The organism is Methylophaga sp. OBS4 (assembly GCF_026319305.1).
Lineage (GTDB): Bacteria > Pseudomonadota > Gammaproteobacteria > Nitrosococcales > Methylophagaceae > Methylophaga.
This window is the reverse complement of sequence record NZ_JAPDMV010000003.1, coordinates 23,865-42,162: the sequence shown is the minus strand read 5'-3', so window position 1 is coordinate 42,162 and position 18,298 is coordinate 23,865. Positions and strand designations below refer to the sequence as shown.

General features: G+C 50.3%; 14 protein-coding genes. 12 read left to right on the top strand and 2 right to left on the bottom strand.

Going from position 1 to position 18,298, the window contains the following annotated elements; translation table 11 throughout:
- The 5 genes from OMP95_RS01250 to OMP95_RS01230 all read left to right on the top strand — a co-directional run bounded on the left by OMP95_RS01250 (position 1) and on the right by OMP95_RS01230 (position 8,018).
- On the top strand, positions 1-2,331 hold the full coding sequence (locus OMP95_RS01250; RefSeq protein WP_266325096.1) for an acyl-CoA dehydrogenase: 2,331 nt from the start codon (positions 1-3) through the stop codon (positions 2,329-2,331).
- Positions 2,328-3,647, top strand: a complete 1,320-nt coding sequence (locus tag OMP95_RS01245) for an acetyl-CoA C-acetyltransferase (protein ID WP_266325094.1) — start codon at positions 2,328-2,330, stop codon at positions 3,645-3,647. The genes OMP95_RS01250 and OMP95_RS01245 overlap by 4 nt, the downstream gene beginning before the upstream one ends.
- Positions 3,644-5,701, top strand: a complete 2,058-nt coding sequence (locus tag OMP95_RS01240; RefSeq protein ID WP_266325092.1) for a 3-hydroxyacyl-CoA dehydrogenase NAD-binding domain-containing protein — start codon at positions 3,644-3,646, stop codon at positions 5,699-5,701. The genes OMP95_RS01245 and OMP95_RS01240 overlap by 4 nt, the downstream gene beginning before the upstream one ends.
- The gene (locus tag OMP95_RS01235) at positions 5,698-7,497 is read left to right on the top strand and encodes an AMP-dependent synthetase/ligase (RefSeq protein ID WP_266325090.1); all 1,800 of its coding nucleotides are present in this window, start codon (positions 5,698-5,700) and stop codon (positions 7,495-7,497) included. The genes OMP95_RS01240 and OMP95_RS01235 overlap by 4 nt, the downstream gene beginning before the upstream one ends.
- Before the next feature lie 143 nt (positions 7,498-7,640).
- The gene (locus tag OMP95_RS01230) at positions 7,641-8,018 is read left to right on the top strand and encodes an acyl-CoA thioesterase (RefSeq protein WP_266325088.1); all 378 of its coding nucleotides are present in this window, start codon (positions 7,641-7,643) and stop codon (positions 8,016-8,018) included.
- Between the two features lie 28 nt (positions 8,019-8,046).
- On the opposite strand, the gene OMP95_RS01225 is transcribed toward OMP95_RS01230, so the two are convergent.
- Positions 8,047-8,547, bottom strand: a complete 501-nt coding sequence (locus OMP95_RS01225; RefSeq protein WP_266325086.1) for a GreA/GreB family elongation factor — start codon at positions 8,545-8,547, stop codon at positions 8,047-8,049.
- Between the two features lie 217 nt (positions 8,548-8,764).
- Here OMP95_RS01225 and OMP95_RS01220 point away from each other — a divergent pair, with 217 nt between their 5' ends.
- The 7 genes from OMP95_RS01220 to OMP95_RS01190 all read left to right on the top strand — a co-directional run bounded on the left by OMP95_RS01220 (position 8,765) and on the right by OMP95_RS01190 (position 17,312).
- Positions 8,765-9,154 (top strand): hypothetical protein, encoded by a 390-nt coding sequence (locus OMP95_RS01220; RefSeq protein WP_266325084.1) that lies wholly within the window; start codon positions 8,765-8,767, stop codon positions 9,152-9,154.
- Positions 9,155-9,768: 614 nt separating this feature from the next.
- Positions 9,769-10,692 carry a CDF family Co(II)/Ni(II) efflux transporter DmeF gene (gene dmeF / locus OMP95_RS01215; protein ID WP_266325082.1) on the top strand — a complete coding sequence of 308 codons (924 nt, stop codon included), beginning with the start codon at positions 9,769-9,771 and terminating at the stop codon, positions 10,690-10,692.
- 268 nt (positions 10,693-10,960) lie between these two features.
- Positions 10,961-12,745, top strand: coding sequence for an HAD-IIB family hydrolase (locus tag OMP95_RS01210; protein ID WP_266325080.1), 1,785 nt, complete (start codon positions 10,961-10,963; stop codon positions 12,743-12,745).
- A complete protein-coding gene (locus OMP95_RS01205; protein WP_266325078.1) occupies positions 12,738-13,961 on the top strand; it encodes a glycosyl transferase in 1,224 nt (407 codons plus the stop codon). Before OMP95_RS01210 ends, OMP95_RS01205 begins: the two co-directional genes overlap by 8 nt.
- A 12-nt stretch (positions 13,962-13,973) precedes the next feature.
- Positions 13,974-15,728: a sugar phosphorylase gene (locus OMP95_RS01200; RefSeq protein ID WP_266325076.1), complete on the top strand. Its 1,755-nt coding sequence runs from the start codon at positions 13,974-13,976 to the stop codon at positions 15,726-15,728.
- A 98-nt stretch (positions 15,729-15,826) separates the two neighbouring features.
- Complete coding sequence (galU, locus tag OMP95_RS01195) at positions 15,827-16,681, top strand: UTP--glucose-1-phosphate uridylyltransferase GalU (RefSeq protein WP_266325074.1); 855 nt, start codon at positions 15,827-15,829, stop codon at positions 16,679-16,681.
- Positions 16,682-16,781: 100 nt separating this feature from the next.
- The gene (locus OMP95_RS01190; protein WP_266325071.1) at positions 16,782-17,312 is read left to right on the top strand and encodes a diguanylate cyclase domain-containing protein; all 531 of its coding nucleotides are present in this window, start codon (positions 16,782-16,784) and stop codon (positions 17,310-17,312) included.
- An 80-nt stretch (positions 17,313-17,392) separates the two neighbouring features.
- Here the strand turns inward: OMP95_RS01190 and lexA are convergent, their stop codons facing one another.
- On the bottom strand, positions 17,393-18,001 hold the full coding sequence (lexA, locus tag OMP95_RS01185; RefSeq protein WP_266325069.1) for a transcriptional repressor LexA: 609 nt from the start codon (positions 17,999-18,001) through the stop codon (positions 17,393-17,395).
- Between the last annotated feature and the right edge of the window lie 297 nt (positions 18,002-18,298).

The following is an 18,298-nucleotide window of genomic DNA, read 5'->3' as shown; positions in this document are numbered from 1 at the left end:
ATGAAACGCCTATGGACAGTGCCTTTATTATTCATCATTACCCTATTGTTACTGCTAACCGGCCATTATCTGTCGACATTGATCGTCTTTGCCGCTGCAGTGGCCATCATCTGGATATCGTCGTGGCGCAAATTTTTTATTATTGAACCTATCGTGTCCGTTTTTCGGCGGGCAATGCCGCCGTTATCTGCAACCGAACGGGAAGCGCTTGAATCCGGTACCGTCTGGTGGGACGGCGAGTTGTTCAGCGGCAAACCTGACTGGACTAAGCTGCTCGCAGCAAACAAACAGGAACTGACGGGGGAAGAACAGGCATTTCTGGCCGGACCGGTCGAGCAATTATGTGAGCAGCTCAATGACTGGCAAATCAACCATCAAGACCATGACTTGCCGCCACAGGTCTGGGATTTCATCAAACAGCAGCAGTTTTTCGGATTGATTATTCCCAAACAATACGGTGGTCTCGGTTTTTCACCGCTCGCGCATTCACAAGTCATTATGAAAGTAGCCAGCCGCAGTGTAACGGCGTCGGTCACCGTCATGGTGCCCAACTCCCTGGGACCGGCGGAATTGCTACTACATTATGGCACTCAAAAACAAAAAGACTATTATCTGCCCCGACTGGCCCGCGGCGAAGAGGTGCCCTGCTTTGCGTTGACCGGTCCGGAAGCCGGCAGCGACGCCAGCAATATTCCCGATAAAGGCATTGTCTGCAAGCGCGAATTCGAAGGCAAGGAAATAACCGGCATCCTGCTCAACTGGGAAAAACGTTATATCACGCTGGGGCCGGTGGCCACCTTGCTGGGGCTGGCTTTTCATCTTTACGATCCTGACCATCTGCTCGGCGACTCGTTTGATGGCAGGGACGATATCGGCATTACGCTGGCACTGATCCCGACTGATACGCCGGGGATCCGTATCGGGCAGCGGCACTGGCCGATGGGCACCGCGTTCCAGAATGGGCCTAACTGGGGTAAAGACGTGTTTATTCCGCTGGACTGGATCATCGGCGGTGTCGATTATGCCGGTCAGGGCTGGCATATGCTGATGGAATCGCTGGCAGCCGGCCGCTCCATTTCCTTGCCGGCTTTAAGCGCCGGTGCCGCCAAGCTGGCCTGCCGCATCACCGGTGCTTATGCGCAAATCAGAAAACAGTTCCACCAGCCTATCGGCCACTTTGAAGGCATTGCCGATGTCTTGGGCCGCATGGCGGGACAAACCTATATGATCGATGCGGTGCGCCGCACTACGGCACAAGCGGTCAGTGCCGGTGAACGGCCCGCCGTGCTGTCGGCCATCGCCAAATATCAGTTGACCGAAGCCATGCGCCGCATTGTCAATGATGCGATGGACGTGCATGGCGGCAAAAGCATTTGCCTCGGCTCACATAATGTTTTGGCCAATATTTATCAGACCATTCCGATCAGCATTACTGTTGAAGGCGCGAATATCCTGACCCGCAATCTGATTATTTTCGGTCAGGGTGCGATTAGAGCTCACCCTTATATTCTGCAAGAAATGGCAGCGCTGGAAGCTGAAACAGGTAAACAGGCGGTCACTCAGTTTAATGCAATCTTTAGCCGTCATTTGCTTCATACCATCCGCAATATCGGCCGCAGTGTTTTACTGGGTGTGAGCAAAGGCCGCTTTAGCCGGGCACCGCCATCACCGTTACGCCCCTTATATCAGCAAATAAATCATCTCAGTGCCGCCATGGCGGTGACCACTGATTTCAGCCTGGCCTTACTCGGCGGCAGTCTTAAACGCCGCGAATCACTCTCCTCTCGCATGGGTGATGTACTGAGTCAGCTTTATCTGGCTTCCTGCAGCCTGCAAAATTATGAACATAATAATGAAGCCGATGATATTGACCTGGCGCGATGGGCGGTTGAACACGCTGTTTTCCAGGCACAACAGGCGTTGATCAATCTGTTGGCCAACCTGCCCAACCGCTTTCTGGGCTGGTTGTTGAAACGATTGGTATTTCCGCTCGGCCCCCGTTACCGGCCGCCTTCCGACAAACTGACTCATCGTCTGGCGCAACAAATCCTGCAACCCGGGCCGGTACGTGACAGGTTGACCGCCGGTATTTACCTGCCGGCAGACAAAGACCAGGTCGTGCAGCAGCTGGAGTTGACTTTAGCGCTCTGTGTTGAAGCCGAACCAATCGAACAAATGCTCAGAAAAGCAACGTTGTCAGCTGAATCAGCCTTGCAAAAAGGGGTAATAAGCGATGATGAATTTCTGTTGGTTGTATCTGCTCGCAGCGCACGCAGTCAGGCCATTGCGGTTGATCATTTCAGTGCGCAACTGGAGGAAGCCGTATTATGAATACTGAATATCCTCATTTTGCCTATCCGGATCGGCCGGTTTATATCGTCGACGGCTGTCGCACCCCTTTTCTCAAAAACACCGGCAAACCCGGCCCGTTAAGCAGCAGTGACCTGGCTGTGGCCGCCGGCCGCACCCTGTTAAACCGCCAGCCTTTCGCTGCTGAACAGCTGGATGAAGTCATTCTCGGTTGTGTGATGCCCGGTCCCGGTGAAGTCAATATTGCCCGCATCGTGTCGTTACGGCTGGGTTGCGGTAAAGCGGTACCGGCCTGGACGGTGCAACGTAACTGCGCCTCCGGTATGCAGGCATTGGATAGTGCGGCGCTTGATATCAGCAGCGGCCGCAGCGATCTGGTATTAGCCGGTGGCAGTGAGGCGATGAGTCACGCGCCGTTATTGTTCAAACCTGAGATGGTCGACTGGCTGGGCGAGTGGCGTAAGAAACGCCCTATTCACAAGCGTCTGCAATTGTTAACCGCTTTGCGACCGGCCATGTTAGCGCCGGTTATCGGCCTGTTAAAAGGCCTCAAGGACCCCACCGTCGCTTTATCGATGGGACAGACAGCTGAAATACTGGCGCACCGGTTCAATATCCAGCGCAGCGAAATGGACGCCTTTGCTTTGGCCAGTCATTACAAACTGGCAAGGGCTAATGAACAGCATTATCTGAGCGAAATCGGGCCGGTTATCACTGCTGACGGTCAGATTTTTGATACCGATACCGGATTGCGCACGGACAGTGATTTCGCCCAACTGGCCAAATTAAAACCGGCGTTTGAACGCCATGGCCTGATCTCGGCAGCCAACAGTGCCCAGGTCACCGATGGTGCCGCCTGGTTACTGCTCGCCTCGGAAGCGGCAGTCAACCATTATCAGTTACCGGTTTTGGGTCAGCTCATTGACTGCCAGTGGTCCGGTCTTGATCCGGCACAAATGGGGCTGGGGCCGGCCTATGCGGTACCTTCATTATTACAACGGCATCAACTGCATTTTGATGATGTCGACTTTTGGGAAATCAACGAAGCGTTTGCAGCCCAGGTGCTGGCTTGTCTGGCCGCCTGGCAGGACGAGCAGTTTTGTCGCACTGAGCTTCGCTGCGACGGGATAGCAGGCACGGTTCCGCCCGCGCGCTTAAATGTGGATGGCGGCGCAATTGCCATCGGTCATCCGGTCGGCGCCTCCGGTGCCCGCCTGGTCTTGCATCTTTTATCGGTACTCAAACGCCATGATGCTCAGACCGGCGTCGCCACTTTGTGTATCGGTGGTGGTCAGGGTGGTGCGATGCTGATTTCCAGAACAGGAGCAACATTATGACTAAGGTCAAAGAAACGGCAATCTGGATAAGAACGCAGGATAAAGACGGCATTGTCTGGCTGGCGCTGGATACACCCGGTAGCCAAACCAATACGCTCACGCCGACAGTGCTGGATGCGTTAACGGCTGAAGTCGAACAGTTGGAATCAACACCGCCGCGCGGCGTGGTATTTTATTCCGCCAAGGAAAAAGGCTTTATCGCCGGCGCTGATATCAATGCCTTTAAACAGCAACATTCGGTGGATGAAACCTATGCCGTGATCCACGATGTGCAAGCGCTGTTCAGCCGGATTGAGAAGCTGCCCTGCCCGACTGTCGCGATGATTCACGGTTTCTGTCTTGGCGGCGGCCTGGAGCTGGCTCTGGCCTGTGACTACCGGGTGGCGCAAGATGATGCCGATAGCCGGATCGGGCTGCCCGAAATCAAACTCGGTATCCACCCCGGTTATGGCGGCAGTGTGCGTTTAATTGAATTAATTGGCGTTCTGCCGGCCATGAAACTGATGCTGACCGGGCATTTGCTCTCTGCCCGCAGTGCCCAAAAACAGCATATCGTTGACCAAATCGCACCGGCCAGGCATCTACGGCGTGTTGCCTCCGAGCTGATCCTGACCGCGCCCGCCAAACGAAAAGCGCCCCGGTGGCAGATTATTTTGTCACACAAAAAGCTACGGCAGACCGTCGCCAATATGCTGCGCAAACAGACGTTAAAACAGGTCAATCCAGCGCACTATCCGGCACCACTGGCGTTAATTGAATTATGGCAAAACAGGCCGGAGCAGCGGCAGCAGTATTTTGATGCCGAAGCGTTATCGGTGGCCAAGCTGCTTGTGACTGAAACCGCACAAAATCTGGTCAGACTGTTTTTCTTACGCAAACGGCTGAAAGATTTCGGTAAACAATCAGCATACCGGGCCCGTCATGTTCATGTCATCGGCGCCGGGGTGATGGGCGGTGATATTGCGGCCTGGTGCGCTTTGCAAGGTTTGAACGTGACATTGCAGGATCAATCCAGCGAGCGTATTGCACCGGCTGTCAAGCGGGCGCATAAGCTGTTCAGCAAACAATTGAAGGCACCCCATCTGGTACAGGCTGCCATGGACAGGTTAAGCCCCGATGTCAGCGGCGACGCGGTTGCCAAGGCCGATGTGGTGATCGAGGCTATTTTTGAAAACCTGGAAGCCAAACAAACCCTGTACCGGACGATTGAACCGAAATTGACAGCAGATACCATACTGGCGACTAATACCTCCAGTCTGTCACTGGAATCCTTGTCGACCTGTCTGGTTCATCCCGGGCGGCTGGTCGGACTGCACTTTTTCAATCCGGTTGCCAAAATGCAGTTGGTTGAAATAGTGACGGCAGCAGAAACCGCTTCGCAGTGGACCGAAAAAGCCATCGCCTTTGTACATCAGATCGATCGTTTGCCTTTGCCGGTTAAGAGTGCGCCTGGCTTTTTGATTAACCGCATCCTGATGCCTTATCTGCTGGAAGCGGTGCAGATGGAAAATGATGGCATTCCGCCAACCCGGATTGACCAGGCCGCAAGAGATTTTGGCATGCCAATGGGGCCTATCGAACTCGCTGACAGTGTCGGGCTGGATATCTGCCTGTCGGTGGCTGAGATTCTGGCACCGGCCCTGGAACTCAGCATTCCGGATAACCTGTCCCATCTGGTCGACCAGGGTCATCTGGGCCGAAAAAACGGCCGGGGATTTTATCAATACGATGCCAAAGGCAAGCTCAAGCCACCGGCAAAAACTGATAGCGACACAGACACTGCGGTCGACATTTCCAGCAAGGATATCGGTCAAAGACTGATTCTGCGTTTGCTGAACGAATGTGCGGCCTGCCTGGAGCAAGGCATTGTTGCTGATGCCGACTTGCTTGACGCCGGTATGGTATTCGGCACCGGTTTTGCTCCATTTCGTGGTGGGCCGATGCATTATGTAGAACAACAAGGTGCAGCCACAGTGGTCAAACAACTCGATCAGTTCAGTCAGCTTTACGGCGCCCAGTTCAAACCTCAATCAGGATGGAGGCAATTGCTATGAAACGCACCGATATTATCCCGCCTCAAATCGCCCGCACCTTGCCCGGTTTATTGGTTGAGCGCGCCAGGCGCAGCCCTGATAGCACGGGCTGTTGCCAATATGATGAACAGCAGCAGCAATGGCAGTCATTAAGCTGGCAACAAATAAATGCGGCGGTGATGCAGTGGCGCGGTGCATTGGCTGCGGAACAGCTCAACCCCGGCGATCGGGTGGCTATTATGCTGCGCAACTGCAAAGAATGGATGTTTTTCGATCTGGCTGCACTCGGCCTGGGCCTGGTTACCGTACCGCTTTATCCCAATGATCGTGCTGACAGTGCCGCCTATATTTTGCAGCATGCCGATGCCAAACTGCTGTTGCTGGAAGATCTGTCTGAGCAACCGGAGTTATTGCAACATGATGTAATCCACAAATTGAAGCGGGTGATCAGTCTGGCTGAAACGCCGCCCCCCGAACCTCTGGCCAACGGGCATATTGTGACAGACTGGCTGAACCAGGCCGAACAGGCACTTGAACCACTCAACACCATCGATACCGATGAACTGGCCACCATTGTTTATACCTCGGGGACCACCGGTCCGCCCAAAGGCGTTATGCTTAGCCACCATAATATTTTATGGAATGTCTGGCGCGGACTACAGTATGTACCGATTTATCCGGATGACAGTTTCCTTTCCTTTTTACCGCTTTCCCACACATTGGAACGCAGTATCGGTTATTACCTGCCGATCATGGCCGGTGCCGGCATTACTTATGCCCGTTCTATTCCACAACTGGCGGAAGATTTATTAGATCGGAAACCTTCGGTATTAATCAGCGTACCGCGTATTTATGAACGTATTTATAACCGCCTGCAGGAACAACTGCTCACTAAATCGCCACTGGAACGGCAGTTATTTAAGTGGGCGGTTACCATCGGCTGGCATTATTTTGAATACAGGCAACAACGCCGTCGCTGGCATCCAGCCTTGTTATTACACCCCATTTTAAACAGGCTGGTAGGAAGCAAAATACAAAATCGTGTCGGTGGCCGTCTGCGGGTTGCGATCTGTGGCGGCGCGCCCCTACCGGAACATGTATCACGAACATTTATTGCACTGGGTTTACCGATCCTGCAAGGTTATGGCCTGACCGAAACCAGTCCGGTTATCAGCGTCAATCAGGCTGATAAAAATCTACCGCGCAGTGTGGGTTTGCCACTGCAGGATATCGACTTGCGCATCACTGATGAAGATGAGCTGGTAGTCAAAAGTCCCGGTGTCATGCTGGGTTACTGGAAAGATCCGGAAGCAACAGCACAGGCTGTTGATGAACACGGCTGGCTGCATACCGGTGATCTGGCCGAGCAGGATGAAAAAGGTTATATCCATATCACCGGACGGCTGAAAGACATTATTGTCTTGGCAAACGGTGAAAAAGTGTCGCCGGTGGATATGGAAACGGCCATTGCTGCTGACAAGCTGATCGATCAGGCGCTGGTCATCGGTAATGATCGTCCTTTCCTCAGCGCATTGTTGGTATTGAGCGACGAAGCCTGGGTACAGCTGTCCAAACTGACCGGCTTGGCCGAACAGGAACAGATCAAAACCGAACCGGCCGCCCAGCAACTGTTGTTGGACAGAATTCAACTGTTACTGCACGATTTTCCCAGCTATGCTCAAATTATCCGGGTGGCGATCTGTCTGCATCCGTGGACGATTGAAAATGGCTTATCCACACCGACGTTGAAAGCCAAACGCCAACAAATCCTGAGACAATATGCAGCAGATATAGACAAGCTTTATGAAGGACATTAATACTCCTTCCCTATAATATTGCCGTATCCGGCGTTAAGTCGCTTGTGTTTCAGGCAACACAGCATGGGACAAGTGGCTTGACGCCCCAAGGTTAGTTTAAAAGATACCCATTAAGACAATATTATTATATGGAAGGAGCCTGTATGGATTGTTTACCTGCTGAACACGCTATCCTGCGGATCATGGCCCGGCCCAGTGATGTGAATGTCGCCGGCGATATATTCGGCGGCTGGCTGATGTCCCAGTGTGATATTGCCGGAGGTATTGTTGCCAGCCGTCGGGCAAAAGGCCGGGTAGTCACCGCAGCAGTCAAGAATTTTCACTTTATCGCCCCGGTATTGGTCAGCGATATCGTCAGCATCTATGCCCGGGTTAAACGGGTTGGCATCAGCTCAGTCACGATAGAGATTGAAACTTATATCGAACGCCAACAAGATAATGTCGAAACCACCGTCAAAGTGGCGGCGGCAGACATTGTTTATGTGCATATCGACGAGCAGCGCAAACCCTGCCCGATATAAATGAGTACTTAGATTTCAGTTTGCTAACTTACTGGTAGTAAACAATCTCGACAATTTCGACCCGTAAATCACCGGCCGGACGCGGCCAGATAATTTCATCATCGACTTCCCGGCCGAGCAAAGCTTTTGCCAGTGGCGATACCCAGCTGATTTTGCCGTGTTTGATATCTGCTTCATCCTCACCGACGATCATAAATTCATATTCTTTATTGTCTTCGTCGATCATGCGCACGGTGGCACCGATACCAATCACATTCGGATCTTGCTTGGTAATCAATTGAGCACTGTTAATACGGGATTCGTAATAACGCAGGGCACGCTCACACCGTTCCAGTTCAATTTTGTTGCTGAGATCCTTGTTGCCGTCCTGTTGCAATTCCTGAATCTTTTTCAGCAATCTATCCTGCTCGTCCCTAAGCTGTTGCAAGCCATTGACTGTGACATAGTTAGTATGTGGGCTGATAGGCCATTCCGGTAGTTGATCAGCAACCTGATCACCATCAGGCTCTTTTACAAATGCTCTGCTCATGAGAATTATCTGCTTAATTTAGACTCTATACTCTATAAAGACTGCGCGCGATAGATTAGAGTTGCACCCCCTCCAGCAGTAGTGAAGATGCAACATCAACAGGTCCCGATAACAGATATAGAAAACTTAACAACTGTGCTATATTTAACACATCAGAAAAATCATTCTGAGATGTTAATAGCCCTCATGAAAGCGCTACTAACAGGAGTATCGCATTATGAACGACTGGCTATACCTCCTTCTTATTCCTGCCTTGCTGTTAGTGGTCTGGTTCTGGCCTGAACAGAAAAACAAAGCACCGTCTTCAACAAGACGTGAGCGTTCTTCGGCACGCGCCAACCAATACCATGCTGTCAGCATAGAGCCCGGTGCAGATGCTTGTGATGCAGTAAGTGCGCTGGGTGGAAAACGTTTTCTGGCTGCTGAAGCGATGCCCCTGCCCCTTTCCGCCTGTGATGCTATTCAATGCAAATGCACTTATAAACATTACGCGGATCGGCGCAAAGGCGAAGATCGTCGACATGCCAGTACCGTCATGGAACATATTTATTCCAAACAAGAGCATCGGACAGGCATAGATAGAAGAAGGCAGCACGTCTATCAGTAGACGTGCTTGACAGAAAGCTTGAATATCAGGTCGTTCAATCGGCACAGAGGATATTACGCGTCAAACTGACGACAAATTTCTGCTGTTGCAGCCACGGTTCCGGTGCTACGGTTTTCCATTATCTGTACGAAGATCGGTGATAACTTTTCTCCGCCGCTTTGAAAGCAGGCAATCAGTTTTTCATATTCGTTCAAATAACGGGCAGGTCACTGCCGGTATTTATTTGCATCTTTTCATCCACCTGCAACGATGTACCTTGTCCTGAAATAGCAACGTTGGACAAGCAAAACTGGCAGACAAAAAAAGGGGTAAACAAATGTTTACCCCAAGGCTCAGCACGTAGACAAGAGAGAAATCACAAACAACATGAAGCTGAAAAGATTGTTTGTAGTTATGACTTAGCATCAGCCATGCCAAAATTTATTCCTTTTGTTTTCAATAAGATAAAAATGGTTCGATTTCTATTGCTGTTTATTTGCACAGTCTGAGTGCACTGATTAATGCTTGTGCTCTTTAAAGGTGATATTACCGAGAAACTTTTGAATTCCCACTGAACCGATCATAATTTATGAGTCTAAGTACAATATAAGCATTACAAATAGAAGCAGGTAGGCATGCACCAGCACAGTGTTGAACAATGGCAACAGGATCATGATTTTGTTATCTCCAATAAACAGGGAGAACGTCGCACTCGTTATGTATTGATTCTGACGGCTGTCACCATGCTGGCGGAAATTATCGCCGGCACCGTGTTTGGTTCGATGGCCTTATTGGCGGATGGCTGGCATATGGCCACGCATGTAGCCGCTTTTATGATCACGCTGTTTGCTTATCACTACGCCAGCAAACACGCCGATAACCCGGCGTTTGCATTTGGCACCGGTAAAGTCAGTGTACTGGGCGGCTTTACCAGTGCCATTGCCCTCGCAGTGGTTGCCTTGATGCTACTGGTTGAATCAATAGAACGCCTGCTCGATCCACAAACCATTCAGTTCAATGCTGCAATTGCAGTCGCCATAGTGGGACTGACTGTTAACCTGCTCAGCGCTTTGTTGTTGAAAGATTATCACCACCATCACGATCAGAAACATCATGATCACAATTTGAAAGCAGCCTATGTGCATGTGTTGGCCGATGCATTAACTTCCGTTCTGGCAATTGTCGCGCTGCTGTCGGCTAAATTTCTCGGCCTGCTTTGGCTGGATCCGATGATGGGCATTGTCGGTGCGACCATTATTACTGCCTGGGCGATCAGCCTTATCAGGGAAACCAGCCCGATTCTGCTGGATGGCAGTATTGATCAGAACTATCAGCAGGCCATTCGACAGCGCATTGAAAATGATGCCGACAACCGCATCGCCGATTTTCATATCTGGCATGTCAGTGCGCATCACTATGCCGCTATCGTTACCATTGTCACCGCGCATCCTCAAGCTACGTCCCACTACAAAAATCTGCTGTCCGAATTTGACCGGCTGTCCCACCTCACGATAGAAGTACATCAGTGTCTGGACAAGGACTGTGAGCATCACGCCTGAGCGAATCCATTATTTCCGTTTCGCTGAACTGAACCTGTGGTTATGGCGATGGTCGATAATTATACCGAAACAACCTGGAAATACATGAGCCCCCGCAGGGCGGAGACGATAAGCTGATATCGTGTATTCCCAGGTTGTTTCGGTATAAAACGGGGATTATCAATAAAGTTATCGTTATCAGGGCATCTCTAAATATCAGAATTATTAGAGGTGTCGGTACGAATATTGCGTTGCCCCTCGGTATCTACCTTTAACTTAAAAGACAGACATGGATATGCTGGACATCGATATCAGCCGTTTTCTTAAACAACAGCAATTGCCTGACTCCTATTGCCAGTTGACGGAACGCTGGTTTGCGGCATTGGCTGAAGATATTGCAGCGCACCAGAAAAGTGCAAACAGACCTTTGGTAATCGGTATCAATGGTGCACAGGGTTCCGGAAAAAGCACCCTAGCCCAATTACTGGTCTTTTTATTGCAACAGCAATATCAACTGAAAGCCCTGTCGCTGTCGCTGGATGATTTCTACTTCAGCCGCAGTGAACGGGAAACGCTGGCCCAGGGCATTCACCCCTTGCTTGCTACCCGCGGTGCGCCTGGCACCCATGATATTGCTTTGGCCAGAAAGACTATCAGTGATTTGATACAGCAACGTCTGCCAGTGACTATTCCGCGCTTTAACAAGGCAACGGATGATCGCTTTCCACAGCAAGACTTTGACCGCATGGAACACGCTGTTGATATTGTGGTGCTGGAAGGCTGGTGTCTGGGTGCACAACCGCAATCCGAACAAGAACTGGCTGTTGCGGTAAATGATCTGGAAGCCAACGAAGACCAAGACCGGCATTGGCGTCGCTATGTGAATGAGCAACTGGCATTGTTCTACCCCAAGCTGTTTGAGTTGATAGATATATGGGTGATGTTGAAAGCGCCTTCTTTTGATTGTGTATTCCGCTGGCGCGCAGAACAGGAAAACAAACTGCGCCAATCACAAATAACCCAGCCTGACCCTGCAACAAAACAATTGATGGATGATGCGGCGATCGCCCGTTTTATCAAGTTCTATCAGCGCATTACCGAGCACACGCTCAAAACTTTACCCGCCAAAGTGCATTATCTGTTCGAGCTGGACGCGCAGCGCAATATCATCAAACTGCAACAACACGATCTCAAACTTGCGTCGCGGAATCAGGAAAAAAAATGGCTGATATTTACCGATATGGACGGCAGTCTGCTGGATCATTACAGTTATCGTTTTGACGAAGCGGTGCCGACGCTTGAATTACTCGAAAAAAACCATATTCCGCTGATCCCGGTTTCCAGTAAAACTCAGGCTGAACTGGAATTGTTACGTAATAACCTGAACAACGCCCACCCCTTTATCGTGGAAAATGGTGCCGCAGTGTTTATCCCGGTGGGTTATTTTGACAAACAGCCTGCCGGCACCATCGAAAAAGGCACATTCTGGGTCAAGGAATTTGTCGAGCCCAGAAAAAAATGGCAAGCGCTGATAGCAGAGCTCAGACCCCAATATAACGATCAGTTCATCACATTTGCCGATGCGGGCATAGACGGCATTATCGCCATGACCGGTTTGAATGTGCACACTGCAGCCAGAGCCGCCCGCCGCCAGTATGGCGAACCGGTTTCCTGGCTGGGCAACGGCAATCTCCGGCAGCAATTTATCCGCGAGCTAATACAACGCGGCGCTTTTGTGCTGGAGGGGGGGCGCTTTCTTCATGTTTCCGGCGATTGTGATAAAGGTCGCGCACTGCAGTGGTTGGCCGATGTGTACCAACAGTTTTCACCAGCACACACCGTGGTCACGCTGGCCATAGGTGACAGTCCCAATGACAAAGCCATGCTGGAGCAGGCTGATTATGCACTGTTAGTCCGCTCACCGGTGCATGCTTTGCCGGAAATCGAACGGGACAACAACCTGTATGTCTCAACCCGTACCGGACCCAAAGGCTGGGCAGAAGGTGTCACCCAAATACTCGGCGCAATGTTGCATTCCAATTCATCAACGCTACCCAGAGGACATCATGGCTGACTTTCACCAGAATGGGATTATTACAACCTTACATAATCTGACTAACCGCCACCTGGCAGATCTGGAAAGCGACCTGCTGCAATTCAGCAAGCAACGGCCGATGGGTTTACTGTTACCTTCGCTGTTTTCAGAACTGGAAGGCGAAGCCCTGCCTAATATTGTGCAACATCTGAAAGCGGTGCCGTATCTGTCGGAAATCGTGATCGGGCTGGATCGGGCGGATGCAGAGCAATATCGTTATGCTCTCTCCTTTTTCTCCACCCTGCCCCAGCATCACCGCATTTTGTGGAATGACGGGCCGCGGCTTAAAGCAATCGACGCTGAACTGCAGTCACTGGGACTGGCACCGAAACAGCTTGGCAAAGGACGTAACGTCTGGTACTGCATGGGATATATCCTCGCCTCCGGCAAAACAGAATCCATAGCCCTGCACGACTGCGATATTGTGACCTACAGCAGCGAACTACTGGCCAGGCTGATTTATCCGGTTGCCAACCCCATGTTCAACTATGAATTCTGTAAAGGCTATTACGCCCGTGTCTCTAACGGCACGCTGAAAGGCCGGGTCAGCCGTCTATTGGTGACGCCGCTATTGCGGGCTTTAAAAAGCGTGGTCGATAATCATCAGTATCTGGATTATATGGACAGTTATCGTTATCCGCTGGCCGGCGAATTCTCGTTTCGCCGCGATGTGCTGACCGATATCCGCATTCCCAGCGACTGGGGGCTGGAAATCGGCGTATTGTCGGAAATGCACCGCAACTATGCCAATAACCGTCTGTGCCAGGTTGATGTGGCCCAGGTTTATGACCACAAGCATCAGGACTTGTCGCTGGATGATCAACATACCGGTTTGTCAAAAATGTCGGTCGATATCGCCAAGTCGCTGTTTCGTAAACTGGCCACCAAGGGCACCGTCTTTTCGGCTGAAAGTTTTCGTACCCTCAAAGCGACTTATTACCGGATTGCGTTGGATTTTGTCGAAACCTACCGTAACGATGCCATTATGAACGGGCTCAGTTTTGATATTCATCAGGAAGAAGAATCGGTGGAGATGTTTGCCAAAAACATTATGGACGCGGGCCAGATGTTTCTGGAAAACCCGATGGAAACGCCGTTTACCCCAAGCTGGAGCCGGGTACAAAGTGCTTTGCCTGATATTTTCGAACGTATTTACGACGCTGTGGAAGCCGATTATCAAGAATTTTCGGCCTGAGGAACCCCGTCCATGAAACCCAGTGATGAGCAGTTCAAACTGCTGAACGAGACTGTCCTGTACCATCTCCAGTCTATCTATTCGGAGGTACCGCCAGCAAAGCCGTTGCAACAGTTATGTGATGAACTCATTGCCATTATGCGTTTGCATGATGAATATCACGAAGTAGTGCCCCACCAGAATAACTGGGATCAGCATGATATGGCCTTAATCACTTACGGCAACAGTATCAGCCGTGAAGGTGAAGCGCCGTTACAAACGCTGCACCGTTTTCTTGATGAAACCGTGAACGGTTATATTAACAGCGTACATATCCTGCCTTTTTTCCCTTATTGCTCCGATGACGGCTTTGCCGTAATGGACTACTACCAGGTTAATAAAGCACTGGGAGACTGGCAGGATATTGAAGCCATCGCCAGTGATTACCGGCTGATGGCCGATCTGGTTATCAATCATGGCTCCAGCAGTGGTGAATGGTTTAAAAACTTCATCAAGGGCGAAGGTCATGGGCATGATTATTTCTTCACGGTACCGGCCAATGCCAAGGTCAGCCAGGTGGTCAGACCGCGTATCAGCCCTTTATTGCGCGAAATAGAAACACATGATGGCACGCACTATGTCTGGTGCACCTTCAGCCACACACAGGTCGATTTTGATTTCCGCAATCCCGAAGTGCTCAAGGAATTTATCAAAATCGTGCGTTTCTATCTCGACAAAGGCATCCGTATTTTCCGCCTTGATGCGGTAGCCTTTCTATGGAAAAAACCGGGCAGCAATTGCCTTAACCTGCCGGAGACACATGAAGTGGTGCGTCTGCTGCGCAGTCTGATTCAACATGTACAACCCGATGCGATTATTATCACCGAAACCAATATTCCCAACCGGGAAAACCTCAGCTATTTCGGCAATGCCAACGAAGCCCATTGCATTTATAACTTCTCGCTGCCGCCATTGCTGGTTAACACACTGGTCACCGGCAATTGCCGCTATTTGAAACAATGGCTGATGAGCATGCCACCGGCACAAAATGGCACCGCTTACTTTAACTTTATCGCGTCACATGACGGCATTGGCCTGCGGCCGGCAGAAGGCCTGTTAACTGAGGCCGAAATCGCCTCCCTGATCAGCACCATGCAGCATTTTGGCGGCCGGATTTCCTGGCGGGCCGGGGACAGTGGCGCCAAAAAGCCCTACGAAATCAATATCTCTTTGTTTGATGCCTTGCAGGGCACAACCGAAGGACCGGATCAATGGAATATAGACCGGTTTATCTGTGCCCACGCCATCATGCTGGCGCTGGAAGGCATTCCAGGTATTTATATTCACAGTCTGCTGGCAACCGGCAACGATAATGAAAAACTGGCCCGTACCGAACAAAACCGGGCCATCAACCGGCATGAGTGGAACTATGAGCAGCTGCAACAACAGCTGGATAATCCGCAATCGCAACACAGCAAAGTTTCCGGGCTTTTGAAAAAACTCATGCATCTGCGCCAGCAGCAACGGGCTTTTCATCCCAATGCGACCCAGTTTACACTGCATATGGGAGAACAACTGTTCGGGTTCTGGCGCCAGAGCATGGACAGAAGACAGAGCATCTTTTGCATATACAACATCAGCAAAACGCCGCAGCCATTGCGTCTTGCTGATTTAAACCTGGTTATCACCGATCGTTGGTGGGATCTGATCAGTGGTCATATTTTTGATGAGTCCACCGAGACTTTCACGCTGGCACCCTATCAGGTCTTGTGGATTACTAACGGCTGAGCAACCATGTCATGGTAAATTCATAATGATCTGTTATTGTTCCGCTACTTAGACTCATAATTTATGAGTCTAAGTATTAGCTAAAAAGGAAAGAATTAATGGAACACGTTAAACCTATTCGCAAATGTCTTTTTCCTGTGGCTGGTTACGGCACTCGTTTTTTACCGGCTACCAAAGCCATGCCTAAAGAAATGCTGCCCATCGTCAACAAACCCCTGATTCAATACGGGGTTGAAGAAGCAATAGAAGCAGGCGTCAGTGAAGTCGGGTTTATCACCGGACGCGGCAAACGTGCTATTGCCGACCACTTTGATACCAGCTACGAACTTGAACATCAGATCCGCGGCACCAGTAAAGAAAAACATCTGGAAGATATTCGCGAGGTGATGGAACACTGTGACTTCATCTTCATCCGTCAGCGCGCCATGCTCGGTCTGGGCCATGCCATTCTGACCGGCGAACCCATTATCGGCAATGAACCGTTTGCCGTTATTCTCGCCGACGATCTGTGCGCCGAACCGGAAAACGGCGAAACCAAACGCACATTGAGCCAACTGGTCGCGTTATACGAGAAATATCACTGCTCAGTGATCGCCATTGAAGAAGTGCCTAAAGAAAATATCGGCAGTTACGGCGTGATCTCCGGCCATGAAATCGAAGACGGCGTGTTTGAAATCGAAGATATGGTGGAAAAACCCAAACCCCAGGAGGCACCCAGCAATCTGGGTATTATCGGTCGTTATGTGCTGACCCCCGACATCTTTGATTACATTCGCAATACCCCGCCCGGCACCAACGGCGAAATTCAGATTACTGACGCTATCCGGGCATTGGCTCAGGAAAAACGGGTTTTAGCGGTCAAGTTCAAAGGCCGGCGTTTTGATTGTGGCAGTATTGATGGTTTTGTTGATGCCACCAACTATTATTATCAACGTGAGCATCAGAACAAATAAATCAGCAGATATGAGATGATAGAGCTACTGCTGATTATATCGTTGCGATGACAGCAGACCTGTTTAAGGCTGACACTTATCTGTAACCAGTTGTTTTATTATGGATAAAGAATCTGACAACCACACGGTAGCTGCTAATGCCATTTTGATCAGTCAGGCAGCCCTGCTTGACCAGTTGCTCACACACTGGCAGCTAGCACCAAAATACGGGTTTTCCGTATCGGTCTTTATTATTGATACCGACAGATTTTCCCAGCTTGAAAACAAGTCTGCCTGTTTTGAAAAAATCCTCGCGGCAGTACACAGTCAGTTTCATCGCGAAACCGACTTTATCGCCCGTTTCAATCGCAAGCAGATCATGGCCATTTCCTCGCATATGAACTTCCATCAGACCACACAGCTGGCAAAACGCATACACAAAGCGGTCGCCGCCCTGGAAATCTTTCATCCCTATTCACCTACAGGCCGTTACGCTACCGTGAGTATCGGCCATACTACCTATGCGCCTAAAGCTGATGATGGCTACGGCGTACTTGATTTTCTCACCACTGTATGGAAACACCTGCGACAGGCCAAACAAAGTGGCGGTAATTGCTCCAAAACCCGGCTGCACAGCCGCGTACTCCAATAGTCTTACCGATGTCCTTTGGGTTGTTAGGATCTGTTGACGTTTCACCTCCAGCAGTGGTGAATACAAAAGATCAACAGACTCTAAGGGTAAGTGCGTAACTGACCGACCACAATGCCCTGTACTCTGACACGCGCAGCCGGCAAGGTCACCGGTTCATAATTGATATTAGCCGGCATCAAGGTTACCGTGCCATCATCATTCAGCAGCAAGGTTTTCAGCGTTGCATCAAAACCATCCACCAACGCCACCACGATATCGCCATGCCGTGCGCTCGACTGTGACTGCACAACCACATAGTCACCGGACATAATGGCTTTATCAATCATCGAGTCACCATTGACCTTTAGTACGAAACGGTCTTTACCAGTGAACATCTCACTGAGATCAATTTCAGACTCATCAGCAACCGCTTCAATCAAACGTCCGGCAGCGATCCTGCCCATGACCGGCAATTTAACGGAGACCATACCGATTTGCTCATCCTGCTCAGTCAGGCGTAATCCACGGGTTCGGCCTACATGGCGTTCCAGTAACCCCGCATCCACCAGCGCCTGAATGTAACGGTGTGTGGTACCTTGCGAGCGTATGCCAAGGCCATCGGCAATATCAGAAACCAGCGGTGAACGTCCATGTTCAGCGACATAGGCACGAATAAAATCCAAAGTATCCTGTTCACGTTCAGTCAGCATGTGTATCTTCCTCTTTGAGAAAATAGCAAGAAGAGAAAATATAGAGAACTTTCAGCTATTAAGCAAGCGGATTTTTAATCAGGTAGTCGGTCGCCATTTTTGGTTTGTGTCCGGCAATACTCAGCAGGCCGGTATCTGGTATCAATCACAACAATAACAACGTCTGGGGCGGCAAACTGATATGGCGCGCAGCTGCCTCTGTTCGAAAATAAAAGGAATTTTATGTTTAAAATACCCTGGCATAATTTCGCAACAACTGATATCTTAGCCCGCTAATAATAATTTTAATAATCGTTT